19 protein-coding genes and 1 other annotated feature are annotated in these 20088 nt (G+C 42.2%); all 19 genes read left to right on the top strand.

What is annotated here, in order from left to right:
* The first annotated feature begins 38 nt into the window (after positions 1 to 38).
* A complete protein-coding gene (gene sigG, locus AC1TO6_RS04285) occupies positions 39 to 821 on the top strand; it encodes an RNA polymerase sporulation sigma factor SigG (RefSeq protein ID WP_482100366.1) in 783 nt (260 codons plus the stop codon).
* 78 nt (positions 822 to 899) lie between these two features.
* Positions 900 to 1145, top strand: a complete 246-nt coding sequence (locus AC1TO6_RS04290; RefSeq protein WP_482100367.1) for a PRC-barrel domain-containing protein — start codon at positions 900 to 902, stop codon at positions 1143 to 1145.
* Between the two features lie 69 nt (positions 1146 to 1214).
* The gene (locus AC1TO6_RS04295; RefSeq protein ID WP_482100368.1) at positions 1215 to 1907 is read left to right on the top strand and encodes a YggS family pyridoxal phosphate-dependent enzyme; all 693 of its coding nucleotides are present in this window, start codon (positions 1215 to 1217) and stop codon (positions 1905 to 1907) included.
* Entirely contained in the window at positions 1904 to 2350 is a 447-nt protein-coding gene (locus AC1TO6_RS04300; protein WP_482100369.1) for a cell division protein SepF, read from the top strand. The genes AC1TO6_RS04295 and AC1TO6_RS04300 overlap by 4 nt, the downstream gene beginning before the upstream one ends.
* A 26-nt stretch (positions 2351 to 2376) precedes the next feature.
* A complete protein-coding gene (locus AC1TO6_RS04305) occupies positions 2377 to 2667 on the top strand; it encodes a YggT family protein (RefSeq protein WP_482100370.1) in 291 nt (96 codons plus the stop codon).
* A 26-nt stretch (positions 2668 to 2693) separates the two neighbouring features.
* The gene (locus AC1TO6_RS04310) at positions 2694 to 3470 is read left to right on the top strand and encodes a YlmH family RNA-binding protein (protein WP_482100371.1); all 777 of its coding nucleotides are present in this window, start codon (positions 2694 to 2696) and stop codon (positions 3468 to 3470) included.
* Between the two features lie 212 nt (positions 3471 to 3682).
* Positions 3683 to 4192 carry a DivIVA domain-containing protein gene (locus tag AC1TO6_RS04315; RefSeq protein ID WP_482100372.1) on the top strand — a complete coding sequence of 170 codons (510 nt, stop codon included), beginning with the start codon at positions 3683 to 3685 and terminating at the stop codon, positions 4190 to 4192.
* A gap of 52 nt (positions 4193 to 4244) precedes the next feature.
* Positions 4245 to 4462, top strand: a binding site (T-box leader).
* Positions 4463 to 4619: 157 nt separating this feature from the next.
* Positions 4620 to 7382: an isoleucine--tRNA ligase gene (gene ileS, locus AC1TO6_RS04320; RefSeq protein WP_482100373.1), complete on the top strand. Its 2763-nt coding sequence runs from the start codon at positions 4620 to 4622 to the stop codon at positions 7380 to 7382.
* 137 nt (positions 7383 to 7519) lie between these two features.
* Complete coding sequence (gene lspA, locus AC1TO6_RS04325; RefSeq protein ID WP_482100374.1) at positions 7520 to 7993, top strand: signal peptidase II; 474 nt, start codon at positions 7520 to 7522, stop codon at positions 7991 to 7993.
* Between the two features lie 2 nt (positions 7994 to 7995).
* The gene (locus AC1TO6_RS04330) at positions 7996 to 8922 is read left to right on the top strand and encodes an RluA family pseudouridine synthase (protein ID WP_482100375.1); all 927 of its coding nucleotides are present in this window, start codon (positions 7996 to 7998) and stop codon (positions 8920 to 8922) included.
* Between the two features lie 257 nt (positions 8923 to 9179).
* Positions 9180 to 9722 (top strand): bifunctional pyr operon transcriptional regulator/uracil phosphoribosyltransferase PyrR, encoded by a 543-nt coding sequence (gene pyrR / locus AC1TO6_RS04335; protein ID WP_482100376.1) that lies wholly within the window; start codon positions 9180 to 9182, stop codon positions 9720 to 9722.
* 67 nt (positions 9723 to 9789) lie between these two features.
* Complete coding sequence (locus AC1TO6_RS04340; RefSeq protein ID WP_482100377.1) at positions 9790 to 11076, top strand: solute carrier family 23 protein; 1287 nt, start codon at positions 9790 to 9792, stop codon at positions 11074 to 11076.
* 171 nt (positions 11077 to 11247) lie between these two features.
* Positions 11248 to 12126, top strand: a complete 879-nt coding sequence (locus AC1TO6_RS04345; protein WP_482100378.1) for an aspartate carbamoyltransferase catalytic subunit — start codon at positions 11248 to 11250, stop codon at positions 12124 to 12126.
* A 1-nt stretch (position 12127) separates the two neighbouring features.
* A complete protein-coding gene (locus AC1TO6_RS04350) occupies positions 12128 to 13405 on the top strand; it encodes a dihydroorotase (protein WP_482100379.1) in 1278 nt (425 codons plus the stop codon).
* Positions 13405 to 14505, top strand: a complete 1101-nt coding sequence (locus AC1TO6_RS04355) for a carbamoyl phosphate synthase small subunit (protein ID WP_482100607.1) — start codon at positions 13405 to 13407, stop codon at positions 14503 to 14505. Before AC1TO6_RS04350 ends, AC1TO6_RS04355 begins: the two co-directional genes overlap by 1 nt.
* Entirely contained in the window at positions 14498 to 17695 is a 3198-nt protein-coding gene (gene carB / locus AC1TO6_RS04360) for a carbamoyl-phosphate synthase large subunit (protein ID WP_482100380.1), read from the top strand. The genes AC1TO6_RS04355 and carB overlap by 8 nt, the downstream gene beginning before the upstream one ends.
* Positions 17692 to 18468 (top strand): dihydroorotate dehydrogenase electron transfer subunit, encoded by a 777-nt coding sequence (locus tag AC1TO6_RS04365; protein ID WP_482100381.1) that lies wholly within the window; start codon positions 17692 to 17694, stop codon positions 18466 to 18468. Before carB ends, AC1TO6_RS04365 begins: the two co-directional genes overlap by 4 nt.
* Positions 18465 to 19379 carry a dihydroorotate dehydrogenase gene (locus tag AC1TO6_RS04370; RefSeq protein WP_482100382.1) on the top strand — a complete coding sequence of 305 codons (915 nt, stop codon included), beginning with the start codon at positions 18465 to 18467 and terminating at the stop codon, positions 19377 to 19379. Before AC1TO6_RS04365 ends, AC1TO6_RS04370 begins: the two co-directional genes overlap by 4 nt.
* Positions 19376 to 20086, top strand: coding sequence for an orotidine-5'-phosphate decarboxylase (gene pyrF, locus AC1TO6_RS04375; protein ID WP_482100383.1), 711 nt, complete (start codon positions 19376 to 19378; stop codon positions 20084 to 20086). The genes AC1TO6_RS04370 and pyrF overlap by 4 nt, the downstream gene beginning before the upstream one ends.
* Positions 20087 to 20088 lie beyond the last annotated feature (2 nt).

Consider the following 20088-nt stretch of genomic DNA (forward strand, 5'->3'; position numbering starts at 1 on the left):
TCTTGTACAGTCATCTACAGAATGCGGAGGAAAAGCGAATGGTACGTACTAGAGTAGAAATTTGTGGAATTGATACGTCCGAATTGCCATTACTAACAAATGATGTGATGAAAGCAACGTTTGTCAGGCTTCAAAGTGGAGATCATTCAGCAAGAGAAGAACTTGTTATTGGTAATTTGCGTCTTGTCCTTAGCTTAGTTCAGAGGTTCGCGTACAGGGGAGAACAGGCGGATGATTTATTTCAAGTCGGCTGCATTGGCTTACTTAAATCGATTGACAACTTTGATTTGAAACATAACGTCAGATTTTCAACTTACGCAGTCCCAATGATTATCGGAGAAATAAAAAGACATTTGCGTGACCATCATTCAATACGGGTATCAAGATCACTACGAGACATTGCATATAAGGCCATCAGAGCCAAAGAACAATTCATTAACGACAATCAAAGAGAACCGCGAATTTCAGATTTGTCAGAAGCAACCGGGATTCCTGCGGACGATATATTATTTGCACTAGACGCAATTCAAGATCCCATGTCACTTCATGAACCTATGAATGGAGACAGTGGGGATCCCGTGTTCATGATGGATCAGATACAAGACAAAACCGTGTCAGAAGAGCGGTGGTTGACATATGTATCTGTAAAAGAAACGGTATCATCAATGGATGAGAGGCAGCAATCCATCCTATCCAAACGATTTTATTTGGGACAGACGCAGACGGAAATTGCAAAAGAATTGGGCATTTCTCAAGCGCAAATATCAAGATTAGAGAAGAGTGCAGTTAAAACGATACGAGAAGGAATGGAACAAAATTGATAATAGTAACGCAATGCAGCGATTGCATTGCGTTATTTTTTTGTTCGTGTGCATATATTCAATCATAGGAGGGGTTTTGTGAAGTTTTCAGAAATGCAAAAAAAAGAGGTTATTGATGCAACTAAGGGTTCGTTCCTAGGTTTTGTTCAAGATGCCACAATTGATATTGTTACGGGAAAAGTCGAAACATTGCTTGTCGGAGGTGGAGATCGAAGCAGTTTTTTTGATGGAAAAGACAAAGATACTAAAAGTGTCAATCTAAAAGACATTACAACAATAGGAAAAGATATCGTACTTGTAGGTAAAAAGGTATCAGGAAAATGATTTATAATTGATATGTACGGGCTAGGTTGGTACAATGAAATACAAGATATATGAAAAGTAGTGATAATAATGGAAAACCTTCAAAGTCGGATAGAAGAAATTGAACAAATTATACAAATTACGTGTGATCGAGCAGGTCGAAAAAGGTCGGAAATAACGGTCGTTGCCGTCACAAAGGAAGTTTCGGTAGCAAGAACCTCTGAAATTTTGGAAACAGGTATTCAACATCTGGGTGAAAATCGTCCCGAAGTTCTTCTTGAGAAGCAGGTAACAATTCAAAATGATGCGATATGGCATTTTATTGGTAATGTTCAAAGTCGAAAAGTAAAAGATATCATAAACAAGATTGATTACCTACATTCAGTAGACAGACTTAGTTTACTAAAAGAGATTCAAAAGCGTGCAAACCATACAATCGAGTGTTTTATTCAAGTGAATGTCTCTGGTGAAACAACTAAATCTGGTGTCATGCCAGATGAGCTTGAAAGCTTCATTGATGAAGCTGCGGCTTTTGATAAAATCCGAATTATAGGCCTTATGACAATGGCTCCATTCACTGAGAATATGAATGCAATCCGTACAGTTTTCCGTTCATTAAGGGAACTCAGAGACAGCATCTCAGTTAAAGAACTGACACATGCACCTTGTACTCAACTATCAATGGGAATGTCGAACGATTTCACAGTCGCTATTGAAGAAGGGGCAACCCATGTTAGAATCGGTACCGCACTAGTCGGAGCAGAAAGCGGGGGAGAAACATGAGCATCAAAAACAAATTTGAGAAGTGGTTTTATCTGGAAGATGAAGAAAGCGACGTTAAAGAACAACCGATTCGTGAAGAACAGCGACCAGTACAAGAGCAACCTCGCAGAGTACCTGCCCGAAAACAAACAACTGGAGAACCACAGCAATCTGCTACGGTCGTCAGTTTGCAAAGTCTCCAGAAGTCTTCAAAAGTCGTTCTTATCGAACCACGTGTTTATGCAGAAGCCCAAGATATATCCGAACACTTGAAAAATAAACGCGCTGTTGTAGTGAATTTACAGCGAATCGAACGGGACCAGGGAATTCGAATTGTCGATTTCTTGAGCGGTACAGTTTATGCAATAGGTGGAGACATTCAACGGATTGGGACGGATATATTCCTATGCGTTCCTGAAAATGTAGAAGTTGATGGCGCAATCTCCGATTATTTTGAAAGATAGAAATTGAATGAGGTGTACGGAATAGAATGGCAGAGATCATAACATTACTTTATAGAGGTATAGCATGGCTAATTCAAATTTACTCAATACTACTTATTATATATATCCTTATGTCTTGGGTACCCGCTTCACGTGAAACTAAGTTTGGTAAAATGCTTGAAAAGATTGCAGAGCCATATTTAGGTTTTTTCAAAAAGTTCATTCCACCACTAGGTATGATTGATATTTCACCAATCGTAGGGTTATTCGCTTTGAGCTTAATCTCAAAGGGGATTTTTGAAGTGTATAAAATGATTATGTTATCCTCACTTATGTGAGGATTTTTCTATAAGGAGAGAAATAAATGGAAACAATATTGCAACACTTTAGAAAAGATGAACAACCTTTCATAGAAACCGCGATTGGCTGGATTCGTGAAGTGGAGGATACGTATTCACCTAAATTAACAGGATTCTTAGATCCAAGGCAGCTACGTATTGTTGAATCGCTCGCGGGAAGTTCTAGTTTAGTTGTCGGATCGAGTGGCGCATTTCCTGATGCGGAACGTAGAAGAGTTCTTATTTATCCTGATTATTTTGTACCGGAAATGGATGATTATCGTATCGCCATGTTCAATGTCAAATACGCTTCAAAGTTTCTGTCCCTAGATCATAAGGATATTCTTGGTTCGATGATGTCATTAGGCATTGATCGTTCGAAGTTTGGAGACATTCGAGTGGATAATGATGAGGTACAGTTTGCGGTTGTGGACGAGTTAAATGATTATATGACTGCGAACTTTATATCGATTGGAAAAGCGAAAGTGACGGTTGAAGAAAGTCGTAATTCTGAAGATTGGATAGACACGACAGATACATGGACAGAGGAAATGTATATTGTCAGCTCCTTAAGACTCGATGTTGTAACGGCGGCTCTATTGAATGTTGCACGCCCGAAAGCTGCTTCACTTATACATAGTGGAAAAGTGAAAGTGAACTGGGCTATACGTGATCAACCCACTTTTGAACTACAAGAATCGGATATGATATCAGTTAGAGGTTCAGGTCGTTTTAAAGTGATTGCAATTGAAGGAAGAACCCGCAAAGATAAAATCAGACTCGTCGTAGGGAAATTAGAATGAATTATTCTTCATTAACGGGCAGTATGCCTCCTACTCTAAGACTTAACCATCACGCGGCGTTCGTAATCTGAGTTCTTTTACAATCAATGGAATGATAATTCTCTGTTAATTGAAGTTTCACTTTATCAGACAATAGTTTAAAAAAAGAACTGTCATCTGATGTTCCAACATGTATAATAGAGAATGAATACGTTAAAAGGGAGATGCTTTAAATGGCTTTATCACCACTTGATATACATAATAAAGAGTTTGCAAGCAAGTTCCGTGGATATAATGAAGATGAGGTAAACGAATTCCTGGAACAAATCATGAAAGACTATGAAAACGTTCTTGCGGAAAACAAAACATTACAAGCCAGTTTACAACAATCAACGGAACAAGTTTCCCACTTTAACACAATTGAACAAACGCTTCATAAGTCAATTCTTATCGCCCAAGAAGCTGCGGAGGATGTACGACGTAACTCAATGAAAGAATCGAAATTGATAATCAAAGAAGCTGAAAAAAATGCGGATCGAATCGTTAATGAAGCACTTTCACGTGCACGTCAGATTTCTGTGGAAGTTGAAGATCTTAAAAAACAATCCAAGGTTTTCCGTGCGCGGTTTAAAATGCTTATTGAAGCGCAACTTGACCTTATCCAGTCAGATGACTGGGATGTTTTGCTAGAATATGAAATCGACGCAGAACGCTTAGAAATGGTTGCTGACCTAGATTCGTAAGTAAACTTGACTTTGGTCTTAATACACACATATAATTATATGCATATATTTAGAACAGGCGTTGAAGGAGAAAGTACTTTCCGAAATTGTGTACAGCGAGCCGGGGATGGTGGAAGCCCGGTCAACAATTTGGAAATGAAGATCACTCTTGAGCCGGATTATGGAATGATTTACGTAATCCCGGACACACCCCGTTATGGTGTCTGAGTGGTAGCAAATCTGTTTGCTGCAAGTAGGGTGGTAACGCGAGATTAATTCTTCGTCCCTTTTTAGGGGTGGGGATTTTTTTTGTTGCTCGGAAAATCATAAAATTTTTCGCCAGAGGATAATCTACGAAAGTCGTTGGTTAAACTTGGATTCTGGGTACTCTGCGCTTTTTAAATGTGCGAACTGATTACGCTTTTCAATTTTAAAGGAGGAAAACAATATGGAATATAAAGATACACTTCTTATGCCAAAAACAGAGTTCCCAATGCGAGGAAACTTACCTAACAAAGAGCCTTTAATGCAAGAGAAATGGGCAGAGATGGACATCTATAAAAAAGTACAACAACGAACTGAGGGGCGCCCGTTTTTTGTTTTACATGACGGTCCTCCATATGCAAATGGCGATCTCCATATGGGCCATGCTTTGAACAAAGTGTTGAAGGACATGATTGTCCGCCACAAGTCAATGTCAGGATTCCATGCTCCATACGTTCCAGGTTGGGATACACATGGACTACCGATTGAGCAGGCATTAGTTAACAAAGGTGTAAAGAGAAAAGAAATGACTGTAGCTGAATTCCGCAAGATGTGTGAAGAATATGCACTTAGTCAGATTGACAGCCAACGTAGCCAGTTTAAACGGATTGGTGTAAGGGGCGATTGGGATAACCCATATATCACGCTGAAGCCATCATTTGAAGCACGTCAAATTCAAGTTTTTGGAGAAATGGCGAAAAAAGGTTATATCTATAAAGGACTAAAACCGGTTTACTGGTCTCCTTCGAGTGAATCTGCACTAGCTGAAGCAGAAATCGAATACCAAGACAAGAAATCTCCATCTATTTATGTTAGTTTCCCTGTTAAAGATGGACTTGGTGTGATTGATGAAGATGTTAATTTCTTAATCTGGACGACGACTCCGTGGACGATTCCTGCAAACCTGGGAATTTCTGTCCATCCTGAATTTATATACGTCATTGTTAAAACAGGAGAAGGAAAATTCCTAATCGCTAAAGACTTACTTACATTTGTAGCTGAAGAGCTCGGATGGGAAGATTATGCGGTTGAACGTGAACTAAAAGGTACTGAGCTAGACCGTGTCATTGCCAAACACCCATTGTATGATCGCGACTCACTTATCATGCTTGGTGAACACGTCACAGCTGAAGCTGGTACGGGGTGTGTCCATACAGCACCGGGTCACGGGGAAGATGACTTCTATGTTTCTAAGTCATACGGAATTGATGCGCTTTCACCAATTGATGACCGTGGCGTTATGACGGACGAGGCACCTGGCTTTGAAGGGCTCTTTTATGAAGATGCAAACAAAGCAGTTACTGAAGCGCTCAAAGAAGTGGGCTCACTTCAGAAGTTATCATTTATCACTCACTCGTATCCACATGACTGGCGTACGAAAAAACCGGTAATTTATCGAGCGACTTCACAATGGTTTGCTTCAATTGAATCGTTCCGTTCAGAATTGCTTGACGCAATAAAAAATACGAAATTCACACCATCATGGGGTGAAACGAGACTGTATAATATGGTTCGCGACCGCGGCGACTGGTGTATTTCACGTCAGCGTGTATGGGGAGTACCAATTCCAGTATTTTATGCTGAAAATGGAGAACCAATCATTACGGATGAAACAATCGCCAACGTTTCGGAATTGTTCCGTGAAAATGGGTCTAACATCTGGTTCGAACGCGATGCAAAAGATTTACTTCCAGAAGGTTTCACACATGCTGGAAGTCCAAACGGTCTATTCACAAAAGAGACAGACATCATGGACGTCTGGTTCGATTCAGGCTCGACGCATCAGGGTGTACTTGTAGAACGAGATGATCTTGTCTATCCGGCTGATCTCTATCTTGAAGGATCTGACCAATATCGTGGATGGTTTAATTCATCCCTTACGACGAGTGTTGCGATTAATGGCCATGCGCCTTATAAGGGCGTGCTAAGCCATGGTTTCACACTGGATGGCGAAGGACGTAAAATGAGTAAATCAATCGGTAACGTCATCGTTCCTGCGAAAGTGATGAATCAGCTGGGTGCAGATATTCTTCGTCTATGGGTATCTTCTGTTGACTATACAGCGGACGTCAGAGTGTCGGATTCAAATTTCAAACAAGTTTCTGAAGTATATAGAAAAATTCGTAATACACTACGTTTCCTTCACGGGAATACATCGGACTTTAATCCGGCAACTGACTCAGTCGCATTTGAAAATCTGCGTACAGTAGACAAATTTGTTTATGTGAAGTTGCAGGATATGATTAAAGAAGTACGTGAAGCATATGATAATTACGAATTTGCAAATGTATATCATGCAGTAAATAACTTCTGTACTGGTGAATTGAGCTCGTTCTACCTTGATATTGCGAAAGATGTTGTATATATCGAAGGTGCAGATCATCCACATCGTCGGGCAATGCAAACAGTAATGTATGAAACCTTGATTTCGCTATTGAAATTATTGACACCAATTATTCCGCATACGACAGATGAGCTGTGGGCATTTGTTGAACATAAGACGGAAGAAAGTATTCAGCTTACAGATATGCCTGACGCGAAAGATCTTGGGGAAACAGCACAAGCATTGCGTGAACGTTTTGTTACCTTGATGCTTGTCCGGGATAATGTTCTGAAGGCGCTTGAAGAAGCGCGGAATGATAAAGTGATCGGGAAGTCGCTTGAAGCGAAAGTAACGGTTGCTGTCCCTGAAAACCTGAAAGATGTATTCGCGGCGGACGATATCGATTTCGCACAATTCTTCATCGTATCGCAATTTGCTGAAGGTGATATTACCAATATGCCTGAAGGTACTTTGAAACTGGATACGGTAAGTGTTCTTGTTGAAAAGGCAGATGGTGAAAAATGTGAACGTTGCTGGACAATTTCCGAAACAATAGGAACTGACGAAACACATCCAACACTATGTACGCGTTGTGCAGAAGTCGTGATAGAGCATTATTCGTAAGACGGGTTAAATTGAAAGCCGCCGCTGCAGTCTTTTTATTAAGCTTGCTGCAGCGGCTTTTTTTAGCGTTGAAACGCGCTCATATAGGTGTCTATGTGGTAAAATAGTACGTAATCTGTCGGACGGGGGTATTTGGATTGTTCATTTATTACGGATTGGCGGCATTGGTCATAGTTTTAGATCAGATTACTAAATGGCTTGTCGTTAAAAATATGGAACTTGGTGAAAAAATCAGTATTGCAGAACCTTATTTGGGGCTTTTATCTCACCGCAACAGGGGAGCGGCATGGGGAATGCTCGAAGGTCAAATGTGGTTATTTTATATTGTCACAGTTGTAGTTGCAGGCGGCATCATTTATTACTTTCATAAAGAAGCGAAAGGTCAACCGCTCTTCGGTATTGGTCTAATGTTTTTGCTTGGCGGGGCAATTGGGAATTTCATTGATCGTCTATGGCGCAAGGAAGTTGTCGATTTCGTCGATGTCATGATTCCGGTTATCAATTATGATTTCCCCATTTTTAACGTGGCGGATGCGGCATTGACAGTTGGCGTAGTTATCATCATCATTCATATAATTATGGATGAAAAAAAGAACAAGAAAAAGGTGTAGGTATGGAAATAATTGAAATCGAAATAACTGAAGAACACAAGGGAAGTCGTATTGACAAAGCGTTGTCGGAAGTCAACCCAGAATGGTCACGTACACAAATTCAAACATGGCTGAAAGATGGCTTTGTTCTTGTAGACGGTATACAAGTGAAACCGAATTATAAAGTAAAACTAGGTGATACGGTAACGGTGGATGAACCTGAGCCGGAAGAACTCGACGTCGTTGCAGAAAACCTCAATCTTGATATTGTCTATGAAGATAAAGATGTCCTCGTTGTCAACAAACCGCGCGGTATGGTTGTCCATCCGGCGCCGGGTCATCCGTCAGGAACAGTTGTTAATGGGCTAATGCATCATTGTACGGATCTCTCAGGTATAAATGGTGTGCTCCGTCCAGGTATTGTCCACAGAATTGATAAGGATACTTCAGGCCTGTTGATGGTCGCAAAAAATGATAAAGCGCACGTATCATTGGTCGACCAGCTTGTTAAACGGACAGTAACGCGTGTATACACTGCACTTGTTCATGGTCATATACCTCATGATAATGGAACCATCGATGCTCCGATTGGCCGTGACCCACGTGAGCGTCAAAGCATGGGGATTGTCGATAAAGGAAGACATGCCGTAACGCATTTTAAAGTACTTGAACGATTTGGCGATTACACATTAGTCGAATGTAAATTGGAAACGGGACGTACGCATCAAATCCGAGTTCATATGAAATACATCGGTTATCCACTCGTCGGAGATCCGAAATACGGACCTAAAAAAACACTTGAGTTTAATGGACAAGTATTGCATGCAGGTACAGTTGGCTTTAAGCACCCTGTAACTGACGAGTATTTGGAGTTTAACAGTCCTCTGCCAGAAGACTTTAAAGAATTAGTTGATAAAGTCAGAAAAAGTGTTGACAAGACAGAAGAGTGAATTGTATACTGAACGAAGCAATTGAATAGCGATACCTTTAACATCAGTCCAGAGAGGCTGGGAAGGTTGCACGGAAGTACAGTCAAACTGCTGCGCGCAGTTTCTATGTACATTTATTTCTGCACGTATACCCTCCCGCCGTCCTTGGCTGGGAGGGTTTTTTTATAAAAAAAAAGAAACCACTTAACCCTCTTGGCTTCAGGATGGTATTATAATCGACAATCGACAGTGAAAATTGGGAAATGGAGGATGTTCAAATGGCAGAAAAAGCAAATATTCTTGATGAACAAGCAATTGGCAGGGCAGTTACGAGAATTGCTCATGAAATTATCGAACGCAACAAAGGAATTGATGAATGTATTCTTGTCGGCATCAAGACGCGTGGTGCATACCTCGCCAAGAGACTTGCAGAGAAAATCGAGCTTATTGAAGGGAAGCCCATTAAAACGGGTGAACTTGATATTACATTATATCGAGACGATTTAATGCTTAAACATAGCAACAACGAACCTCTCGTGCAGCAAGTCGACATTGAGCATGATGTGACAAATAAGAAAGTGATCCTAGTGGATGACGTCTTATACACGGGCAGAACGGTTCGTGCGGCGATGGACGCAGTTATGGACTTAGGTAGACCAGCGACAATTCAACTTGCAGTACTTGTCGACCGAGGCCATCGTGAATTGCCGATTCGACCCGACTTTGTAGGGAAAAATATCCCTACATCGAACGATGAGCAGGTCGTGGTCAGTGTACAAGAGACCGACGGCAAAGATAGCGTTTCAATTCATTCTAAATAAAAGCGAATGGGAATATCTCCCGAAGACTAGAAAGTAAATAAAGTACATCGTACGGGGGAAAATGACTATGAACGAAAAAGTTTTAGATGTCCATGAAAAACCAGCAACTGCCAGGTGGATTATTCTTAGTTTACAACATATGTTTGCTATGTTTGGAGCGACAATACTAGTTCCTCAACTAGTGGGGTTAAGTCCAGCAATCGCTCTCCTAACAAGCGGGATTGCGACAATCGTTTTCATCATTGTTACACGATTCCAAGTCCCGGCGTACTTAGGCTCATCATTCGCTTTTATCATCCCGATTCAAGTAGCGACCCAAACAGGTGGCATTGGTAGCGCGATGATTGGAAGTATGTTTGTCGCTTTGGTCTACGGTATCATTTCACTGCTAATATGGAAAACAGGCTATGTTTGGATTATGAAAGTTTTACCTCCAATTGTAGTGGCACCAGTCATCATCGTTATAGGACTTGCACTATCATCGACTGCAGTTAGCATGGCAAGTACGATTCAGGTCGGGGATGAAAAGGTATACAACCTGCTTCATTTTTCCGCGGCAATTGTGACACTTGCAGCTGCAATAATCTGCATCATGTTCTTTAAGGGAATTGTTAGTTTGATGCCAATACTTATCGGCATCATAGTAGGATACATTTACTCGGCATTCATCGGGATATTGGATTTTACAGCAGTTTTGGAAGCGAAATGGTTTGAATTTCCAGAAATGCTTATACCCGGAGTAGATTACGAATTCATCATTACGCCCACGCTGTTAGCTCTGATGGTGCCAATTGCAATCGTAACGATATCAGAACATATTGGCCATCAGCTCGTTCTCGGTAGAATTGTTGGAAGAGATTATATAAAAAATCCGGGATTGAATCGCTCCTTACTGGGTGATGGACTGGGAACGCTAATAAGCGGCTTTGTCGGAGGTCCACCAAAGACAACTTACGGTGAAAATATCGGTGTTCTAGCACTGACACGTGTCTACAGTGTATATGTAATTTTAGGAGCAGCAGTTTTCGCAATAGCTTTCTCATTCCTAGGTAAAGTTATGGCGTTAATCGCTACAATTCCTGCAGCAGTACTCGGCGGGGTTTCAATTCTCCTATTCGGAATTATCGCTTCGTCTGGCTTACGCATGCTAGTGGATCATAAAATCGATTTCGGAAATCAGCGAAACTTGGTAATTGCATCTGTTATTCTCATAATTGGTATTGGAGGAGCATCCGTTAAATTCAATGATACGTTTCAAATTGAGGGAATGGCACTTGCAGCAATTGTAGGTGTACTGCTCAACTTAGTGCTACCAGGCCGAACGAATGATAGCATGGACGATAAAACTAAATAGAAAACCTTTTAACACTGCCCGAGAGTCAGGAAAAGGTTCGTAGACGCCCATCTGAGTGAAGGATGAGGATTGTCATACTTAACGAGCCTTTCCGTTTATCGGGAAGGCTCGTTTTTTAAAAAATCCTGATATAGAGTTTAGTCGCTTACCAATAAAAGGGGGATAAACTGAATGCAACATCTTCTATCCATGAAAGATCTGAGTGAAGCTGAAATCATGACTATCCTTGATCGTGCAGATACATTTAAAAAACTTGGAACACGGGAATTGCCCGGGAAATACTTTGTCAGTAACTTGTTTTTTGAACCTAGTACGCGGACAAAAATGAGTTTTGAAATGGCCGAACAAAAACTTAACCTTGGAGTACTGCCATTCGAATCAAATTTCTCAAGCACACTAAAAGGTGAAACTCTTTATGACACGGTGAAAACGCTTGAAGCAATCGGTGTGGATGCACTTGTTATCCGTCATCCTGAAGACGGATACTATAAGGAATTGATTGGTAGAACGGATGTATCCATTATAAATGGCGGAGATGGGGCAGGTCAGCACCCGACGCAGTCATTGTTGGATTTGTTCACAATCAAGGAAGAGTTCGGTTCGTTTAAAGGTCTGAATGTTCTAATTGCAGGGGATATTACACATAGCCGGGTTGCTCGATCCAATGCAGATGCATTGACAAAACTCGGAGCCAATGTGACTTTCCTTTGCCCAGCTAAATGGGCAGGAGAGTTTGAGAGCGTTGATTCGTGGGACGAAGTAATTAGTACGAGTGACGTAGTCATGCTTCTGCGTGTTCAGCATGAAAGGCACGGAGTAGGCTCAATCTTTACTGAAGAAAGTTACCATGAACGATATGGTTTGACAGAAGCTCGTGCGAAGATGATGAAGGAAAATGCCATCATCATGCATCCAGGACCTTTCAACAGAGGAGTAGAAATCTCAGAATCACTTATTGAATGCAACCAATCTAGGATCTTTAAACAGATGGAAAATGGTGTTTACATACGTATGGCTGTGTTGGAGATAGTTTTGAAAGGGAGGAATTAACATGGAGAAACTGATTAAAGGGATTCAGATGCTTAACGAAGACGGAAAACTTATTACTACAGATGTAAAAATGACAGATGATAAAATCTCGGAAATAGGTCAGGAGCTAAATGCCGGGAGTGCACAAATCATCGATGGACAAGGACTTTTACTAGCACCAGGTTTCATTGATGTCCACGTGCATCTACGGGAACCAGGCGGGGAGCATAAAGAGACAATTGAAAGTGGTACGCTAGCAGCAGCAAAAGGCGGTTACACGACAATCTGTGCAATGCCGAATACTAGGCCGGTTCCGGATACAAAAGAAAATCTGACTTTCGTCAATGAGTTGATAGCTCAGAAATCACTAATTCGAGTCCTTCCATACGCTTCCATTACAATTCGGGAAGCCGGAAAAGAACGCACGAATCTTGCGGAATTGAAAGAATATGGCGCATTTGCATTCACAGATGACGGTGTTGGGGTGCAACAGGCAGGAATGATGTATGAAGCGATGCAAGATGCTGCCGAAATCGGAATGGCAATTGTTGCTCACTGTGAAGACAATACGCTCATCTACGGAGGCGCAATGCATGAGGGGAAACGCAATAAGGAGCTCGGTCTCCCTGGCATCCCTTCAATAGCGGAATCGGTCCATATCGCGCGGGATATTTTACTGGCTGAAGCAGCAGGCGCTCATTATCATGTTTGTCATGTCAGTACGAAAGAATCTGTTAGGGTTATACGTGATGCGAAAAAAGCAGGTATACATGTTACTGCAGAAGTAAGTCCGCATCACCTTCTTCTATCAGAAGACGATATTCCAGGAGATAATGCTGATTGGAAAATGAATCCACCGCTACGTGGAAAAGAGGATCTCATCGCATTGCGCGAAGGATTGCTTGATGGAACGCTCGATTTCATCGCAACAGATCATGCACCACATACCGATGAAGAAAAAGCAGCGGGCTTTGCAAAAGCACCATTCGGTATTACAGGATTTGAAACAGCTTTCCCGCTTCTTTATACGAACTTTGTAAAAACAGGAATATGGACATTGCAACAACTCATCGATTGGATGACAAAAAAACCTGCTGATGTCTTCGGATTGCCATATGGGAAAATCGAAGTCGGTGCTACTGCAGATCTAGTGTTCCTAGATTTGAATAAGGAAGAAAAAATAGACCGGACGACATTTGTCTCAAATGGCAAGAACACTCCATTTGACGGTTGGACATGTACAGGGTGGCCGGTGAAAACAATATACGGTGGAAAAGTAGTCTGGGAGGATGGACAATGATGAAAAAAAGAATGCTCATTTTAGAAGACGGTACAATTTTTGAGGGAATTGCTTTTGGTTCCGATGCAGCCTCAATCGGTGAAACAGTATTCACAACAGGAATGACAGGTTATCAAGAAACCATATCGAACCCATCAGGTGCAGGACAAATTATTGTTATGACTTACCCACTTATCGGTAATTACGGTATTAACCGAGACGATTACGAGTCAATTGAACTGGCGGCAAGCGGCGTAGTTGTCCGTGAACTGGCAGAAGAACCGTCTAACTTCCGCAGTATCATGACACTTAACGAACTGCTGACGATGAAAGGTATTCCTGGAATCCAAGGTATCGATACTCGTAAATTAACAAGGCTGTTGCGAGACAAAGGGTCACTAAAAGGTATTTTGACAGCTGCTGGGGAACAAGTGAACGTGCAAGAAATGGTTGAGCAAGCCGTATCTTATACATTGCCTACAGATCTAGTTGCCCGCGTTTCAACGAAAAAACCGTATCCAAGCCCTGGCCGTGGAGAGCGTGTTATCCTAATCGATTACGGCATGAAACATGGTATTTTACGTGAATTAAACGATAGAGATTGCGACGTGATTGTAGTACCTTATAACACTTCGACAAAAGAAATCCTTGCTTTATCACCAGATGGTATTGTGTTGTCAAACGGGCCAGGTAATCCGGAAGATGTAGAGGGCACGGTTGAAACAATTAGAGATTTGTTAGGAAAAGCCCCAATCTTTGGAATCGGCCTGGGTCATCAGCTGTTTGCCATAGCTTGCGGAGCACAGACAATGAAATTGAAAAATAGCCATATGGGTGGCAATCACCCAGTAAAAGATTTAACGACGGGTCGTACAGAACTGACATCTCAAAGTCATGGCTATGCAGTAGATGAAAGATCACTCGTGGGTACTGGTCTTGAAGTGACACATAAAGCACTTAATGATTCATCAGTTGAAGGCGTGAAAAGCACAAAATACGCTGCATTTTCCGTTCAGTTTCATCCAGAAGCATCACCAGGACCGGAAGACTCGAAACATCTTTTTGACAGATTTATGGAATTAATGAATACGAGCAGCCGAAAGGAGAATTTCAATGCCTAAACGTACAGATATTGAAACTATATTAGTAATTGGATCAGGTCCCATTGTTATCGGACAGGCGGCGGAATTTGACTATGCCGGAACACAGGCATGTCTTTCATTGAAAGAAGAAGGTTATCGCGTTATTCTTATCAACTCGAATCCTGCTACGATAATGACGGATACAGAGATTGCAGACAAAGTATATATTGAACCCCTTACACTCGAATTTGTAAGCCGTATTATTCGAAAAGAACGTCCGGATGCACTTCTACCTACATTAGGTGGACAAACGGGTCTTAACATGGCGATTGAGCTACACGATTCAGGTATTTTGGATGAACTCGACATTGAGATTCTCGGGACAAAGCTTCATGCAATACACCAAGCAGAAGACCGTGACTTATTCCGTTCACTGATGAACGAATTAGGTGAACCTGTACCTGATAGTGATATTATCCACAACCTTGAAGAGGCGTATGCACTTGTTGAAAGAATCGGTTATCCGGTTATCGTTCGTCCTGCATTTACATTGGGTGGAACTGGCGGAGGAATCTGTTATAACGATTCAGATCTCGATGAAATCGTCACAGGCGGCTTAAAATACAGTCCAGTTACGCAATGTTTGTTAGAGAAGTCTATTGCAGGCTACAAGGAAATTGAATATGAAGTGGTACGAGATTCTGCGGACAATGCAATTATTGTTTGTAATATGGAGAACGTAGATGCTGTTGGGATTCACACAGGTGATTCAATTGTTGCAGCTCCACTTCAAACATTGACAGATCGAGAAAATCAGATGCTGCGCAATGTGTCATTGAAAATTGTTCGAGCGCTGAAAATCGAAGGCGGATGTAATGTCCAACTTGCACTCGATCCATTTAGCTTCAACTATTACATTATTGAAGTGAATCCTCGCGTTAGCCGTTCTTCTGCGCTAGCGTCTAAAGCGACGGGCTATCCAATCGCAAAAATCGCTGCAAAAATCGCGGTTGGACTCACGCTCGACGAAATGATGAATCCAGTAACGGGGACGACATACGCATGTTTCGAACCAACGCTCGATTACATCGTGACAAAAATACCACGCTGGCCGTTTGATAAATTCGAATCTGCTAAACGGAACCTAGGTACGCAAATGAAAGCGACTGGCGAAGTAATGGCGATTGGCCGTACATTCGAAGAGTCAATCTTAAAAGCAGTTCGCTCGCTAGAAACTGGCCAATTCGGCTTGTCATTGAAAAATGGGGCGACGATGACTGACGAGTGGATTGAAAAACGAATTCGTCGTGCAGGTGATGAGCGTTTGTTCTTCATCGGTGAAGCATTCCGTAGGGGCGCAACAGTTGAAACGATTAACGAGTGGAGTCAAATTGACCCATTCTTCCTTCGCAAGTTTCAAAAAATCGTGCAATTTGAAGTCGAAGTAAAGGGAAATCCTTTCCATTATGAAACTTTACGTACAGCAAAACGTATGGGCTTCTCAGATGTAACGATTGCAGAACTGTGGAACACAGACGAGCGAGTAGTATACGACTGGCGGAAAGAGCATGGCCTTATTCCAGTTTATAAAAAAGTCGATACTTGTGCTGGCGAATTTGAATCGGATACGCCCTATTTTTACGGCACGTACGAGGATGAAAATGAATCGATTAAATCGGATAAAAAGAGTGTCATAGTTCTCGGGTCGGGTCCGATTCGTATCGGACAAGGCGTAGAGTTCGATTATGCAACGGTCCACTCTGTTTGGGCAATTCAAGAAGCTGGCTATGAAGCAATCATTATTAACAACAACCCCGAAACGGTGTCAACAGACTTTTCGATTTCGGACAAATTGTACTTTGAACCACTGACAATCGAAGATGTAATGCACATCGTAGATCTTGAACAGCCCGAAGGCGTTATCGTACAATTCGGTGGACAAACAGCTATCAACTTAGCAGCTGGCCTTGAAGCACGCGGAGTGAAAATCTTAGGAACTTCGTTGGAAAATACGGACCGTGCGGAAAACCGTAATAAGTTTGAAAGTGCATTGCGTGAAATTGGAATTCCGCAGCCACTTGGAAAAACAGCTGTCTCTGTACCGGAAGCTGTCGCGATTGCAAATGAAATCGGTTATCCCGTACTCGTAAGGCCTTCCTATGTTTTAGGAGGACGTGCTATGGAGATTGTTTACCACGAAGAGGAACTGCTTTATTACATGGAGCATGCTGTTGAAGCGAGTCCTGACCATCCCGTACTCGTCGATCGCTACTTGACAGGAACTGAAATCGAAGTCGATGGAATATGTGACGGAGAAAATGTACTAATTCCAGGTATTATGGAACATATTGAACGTGCAGGCGTTCACTCCGGTGACTCGATTGCCGTATTCCCGCCGCAAAACTTATCGGCTTCTCAGCTAGAAACAATTGCTGATTATACGACTCGCCTTGCAAAAGGGCTTGGAATAATTGGACTTCTCAATATCCAGTTCGTTATATCGGAAGGGCAAGTATACGTAATTGAAGTGAATCCACGGTCAAGCCGAACGGTTCCTTTCCTAAGTAAAATTACAAACATTCCGATGGCTAACATTGCAACAAAAGCAATTCTGGGCCAATCAATTATCGAACAAGGTTATAAAGATGGACTTGCTCCGGCACCGTCAGGCGTCTACGTCAAAGTACCCGTCTTCTCGTTTGCGAAATTACGCCGTGTTGATATCACACTCGGACCTGAAATGAAGTCAACTGGAGAAGTTATGGGTAAAGACATTACACTTGAAAAAGCCTTGTACAAAGGTCTTGTTGCGGCAGGAATGGAAATAAAAGAATATGGTTCCGTTATAATGACTGTTTCGGACAAAGATAAAGAAGAGATAGTCAGCATTGCGAAGCGCTTTACGGATATAGGTTATCGTATCTTGGCAACGTCAGGTACAGCTTCTGTTTTAGAAAACGCAGGGATCCAAGTGAAAACAATTGGGAAAATCGGTTCAGAAGGACCAACGCTTCTGGATGTTATTCAAAAAGGAAAAGCTCAAATTATTATCAATACACTGACTAAAGGGAAACAGCCCGCACGTGATGGCTTTAGAATTCGCCGCGAATCAGTTGAAAATGGAATTCCTTGTTTCACTTCACTTGATACAGCAGATGCAATGTTGCGTGTCATTGAATCGATGACATTCCAAACTGAGGAAATGGGGAAAGTGGAGGAGACTATATGATCTTACAAGATCGAATGACGGTAACTTCACAACGACAAATAGCTCATAATATATTTGAAATGACGTTAAAAGGTAAGTTGGTCGGGGAAATTTCTTCCCCGGGCCAGTTTGTTCACATTCGAGTATCTGATTCAATTGAACCACTGTTAAGACGTCCAATCTCAATCGCTTCCATAGACCACATTGCTGGGGAAATGACCATTATTTATCGCGCTGAAGGCCGTGGGACTACAATTCTTTCAGAGAAACGAACTGATGATAAAATTGATGTTCTCGGTCCTCTAGGCAACGGTTTTCCAGTCAAAGAAACGGCGTCTGGGGAGACAGCTATTTTAATCGGGGGAGGAATAGGTGTACCTCCGTTATATGAGCTATCGAAACAATTAACAGCTGAAGGTGTGAAATGCACGCACGTCTTAGGTTTCCAATCAAAGGACGTTGTATTCTACGAAGAGGAATTCAACCAGCTTGGTGAAACACATATCGTGACTGTTGACGGCTCACAGGGAACGGCAGGATTTGTAACAAATGTTATGTCAGAACTTGATAATGAGTTCTCGACGTATTACAGCTGCGGTCCAATGCCGATGCTTGAAGCAGTGCAAAAGATGTATGTAGGGAAAAAAGGATTTCTATCATTCGAGCAGCGAATGGGTTGCGGCATTGGAGCCTGTTTCGCATGTGTTTGTCAAACAACGGAAGGGTCCGAAAAAGCATATATTAAAGTATGTTCAGATGGTCCTGTTTTCCCGGCAGGGGTGGTGGCAATATGAATCGATTATCTATTGAATTACCAGGTTTGTCGTTAAAAAATCCAATTATGCCTGCTTCCGGTTGTTTCGGGTTTGGTAAAGAGTATGGTCAGCTATATGATTTGTCGATACTTGGTGCGATTATGATCAAAGCAACTACACTTGAAACAAGGCTCGGTAATCCAACGCCGCGTGTAGCCGAAACTGCATCTGGTATGTTGAATGCAATTGGATTGCAAAATCCGGGATTGAAGGGTGTTTTAGAAGGCGAATTGCCATGGCTGGAGCAGTTTGATGTTCCAATTATCGCAAACGTTGCAGGCACAGAAACAGCTGATTATGTGGAAGTAGCGAAAGTTCTATCCCAAGCGCCGAACGTCAAAGCACTTGAACTCAATATTTCTTGTCCAAACGTTAAGGCGGGTGGCATCACTTTTGGAACAGATCCAGAAATTGCAAAAGAACTGACAAGAGCGGTTAAAGAAGTATCTGCAGTTCCGGTTTATGTCAAATTATCTCCAAACGTCACTGATATTAAGGAAATTGCACAGGCGGTCGAAGCAGGAGGAGCGGACGGAATTACGATGATCAATACGCTGATTGGTATGCGTCTTGATCAGAAAACAGGCCGGCCCGTTATTGCGAACGGTACAGGCGGTTTGTCCGGTCCTGCAGTTAAACCGGTTGCCATTCGAATGGTTTATGAAGTAAGTAAAGCGGTCAATATTCCGATAATCGGAATGGGTGGTGTCACGGAAACGGCTGACATTATCGACTTTATGTCTGCGGGTGCAAGTGCCGTAGCGGTAGGCACAGCGAACTTCGTCAATCCATTCGTTTGTCCACAAATCATAGAGCAATTGCCTGCTAAGCTAGATGAGCTAGGAATAGGTCATATTTCAGAGCTGATAGGAAGGAGCCACCGTCTATGAAATCATCCCCAATTATTGCACTTGATTTTGATTCGTCCGAAAAAACGTTTGAATTTCTCCGAGCATTTGACGGAGACATCAATGTGAAAGTGGGTATGCAGCTTTATTATAAAGAGGGTCCTGCAGTTGTGGCTCGCTTAAAAGAACTGGGATATGATGTGTTCTTAGATTTGAAACTGCATGATATTCCAAACACAGTAAAGTCTGCGATGGAAGTGCTTGCTGGATTCGGCGTTGACCTGTTAAACGTTCATGTTGCTGGCGGCAAGGCAATGATGGAAGCGGCACTTGAAGGTCTTGATAAGGGGACCCCTTCAGGGATAGCACGTCCTTCATTAATTGGTGTAACACAACTTACTTCAACGGATGAGCGGCAAGTTCGTGAAGAGCAGTTGATTCATGTCTCACTAGAAGATTCTGTTTCCCACTATGCCAAACTGTCAAAATCGGCAGGACTCGATGGTGTCGTTTGTTCGGTCCATGAGGCAACAGCCATTGCGAATGTTTGCGGAGAAAAGTTCTTCAAAGTCACGCCAGGCATACGTCTATCAGATGGCGGAGCACATGATCAGAAAAGAATTGCAACGCCTGATGAAGCGCGTCTCGCCGGTTCAACCCATATCGTCGTAGGTAGAGCGATTACGGGTGCGACTGATCCAAGGGCGGCTTATGAACAAATAAATGAACTTTGGAAGGGGACAAAATAGAA

Source organism: Sporosarcina sp. Y352, assembly GCF_056786535.1.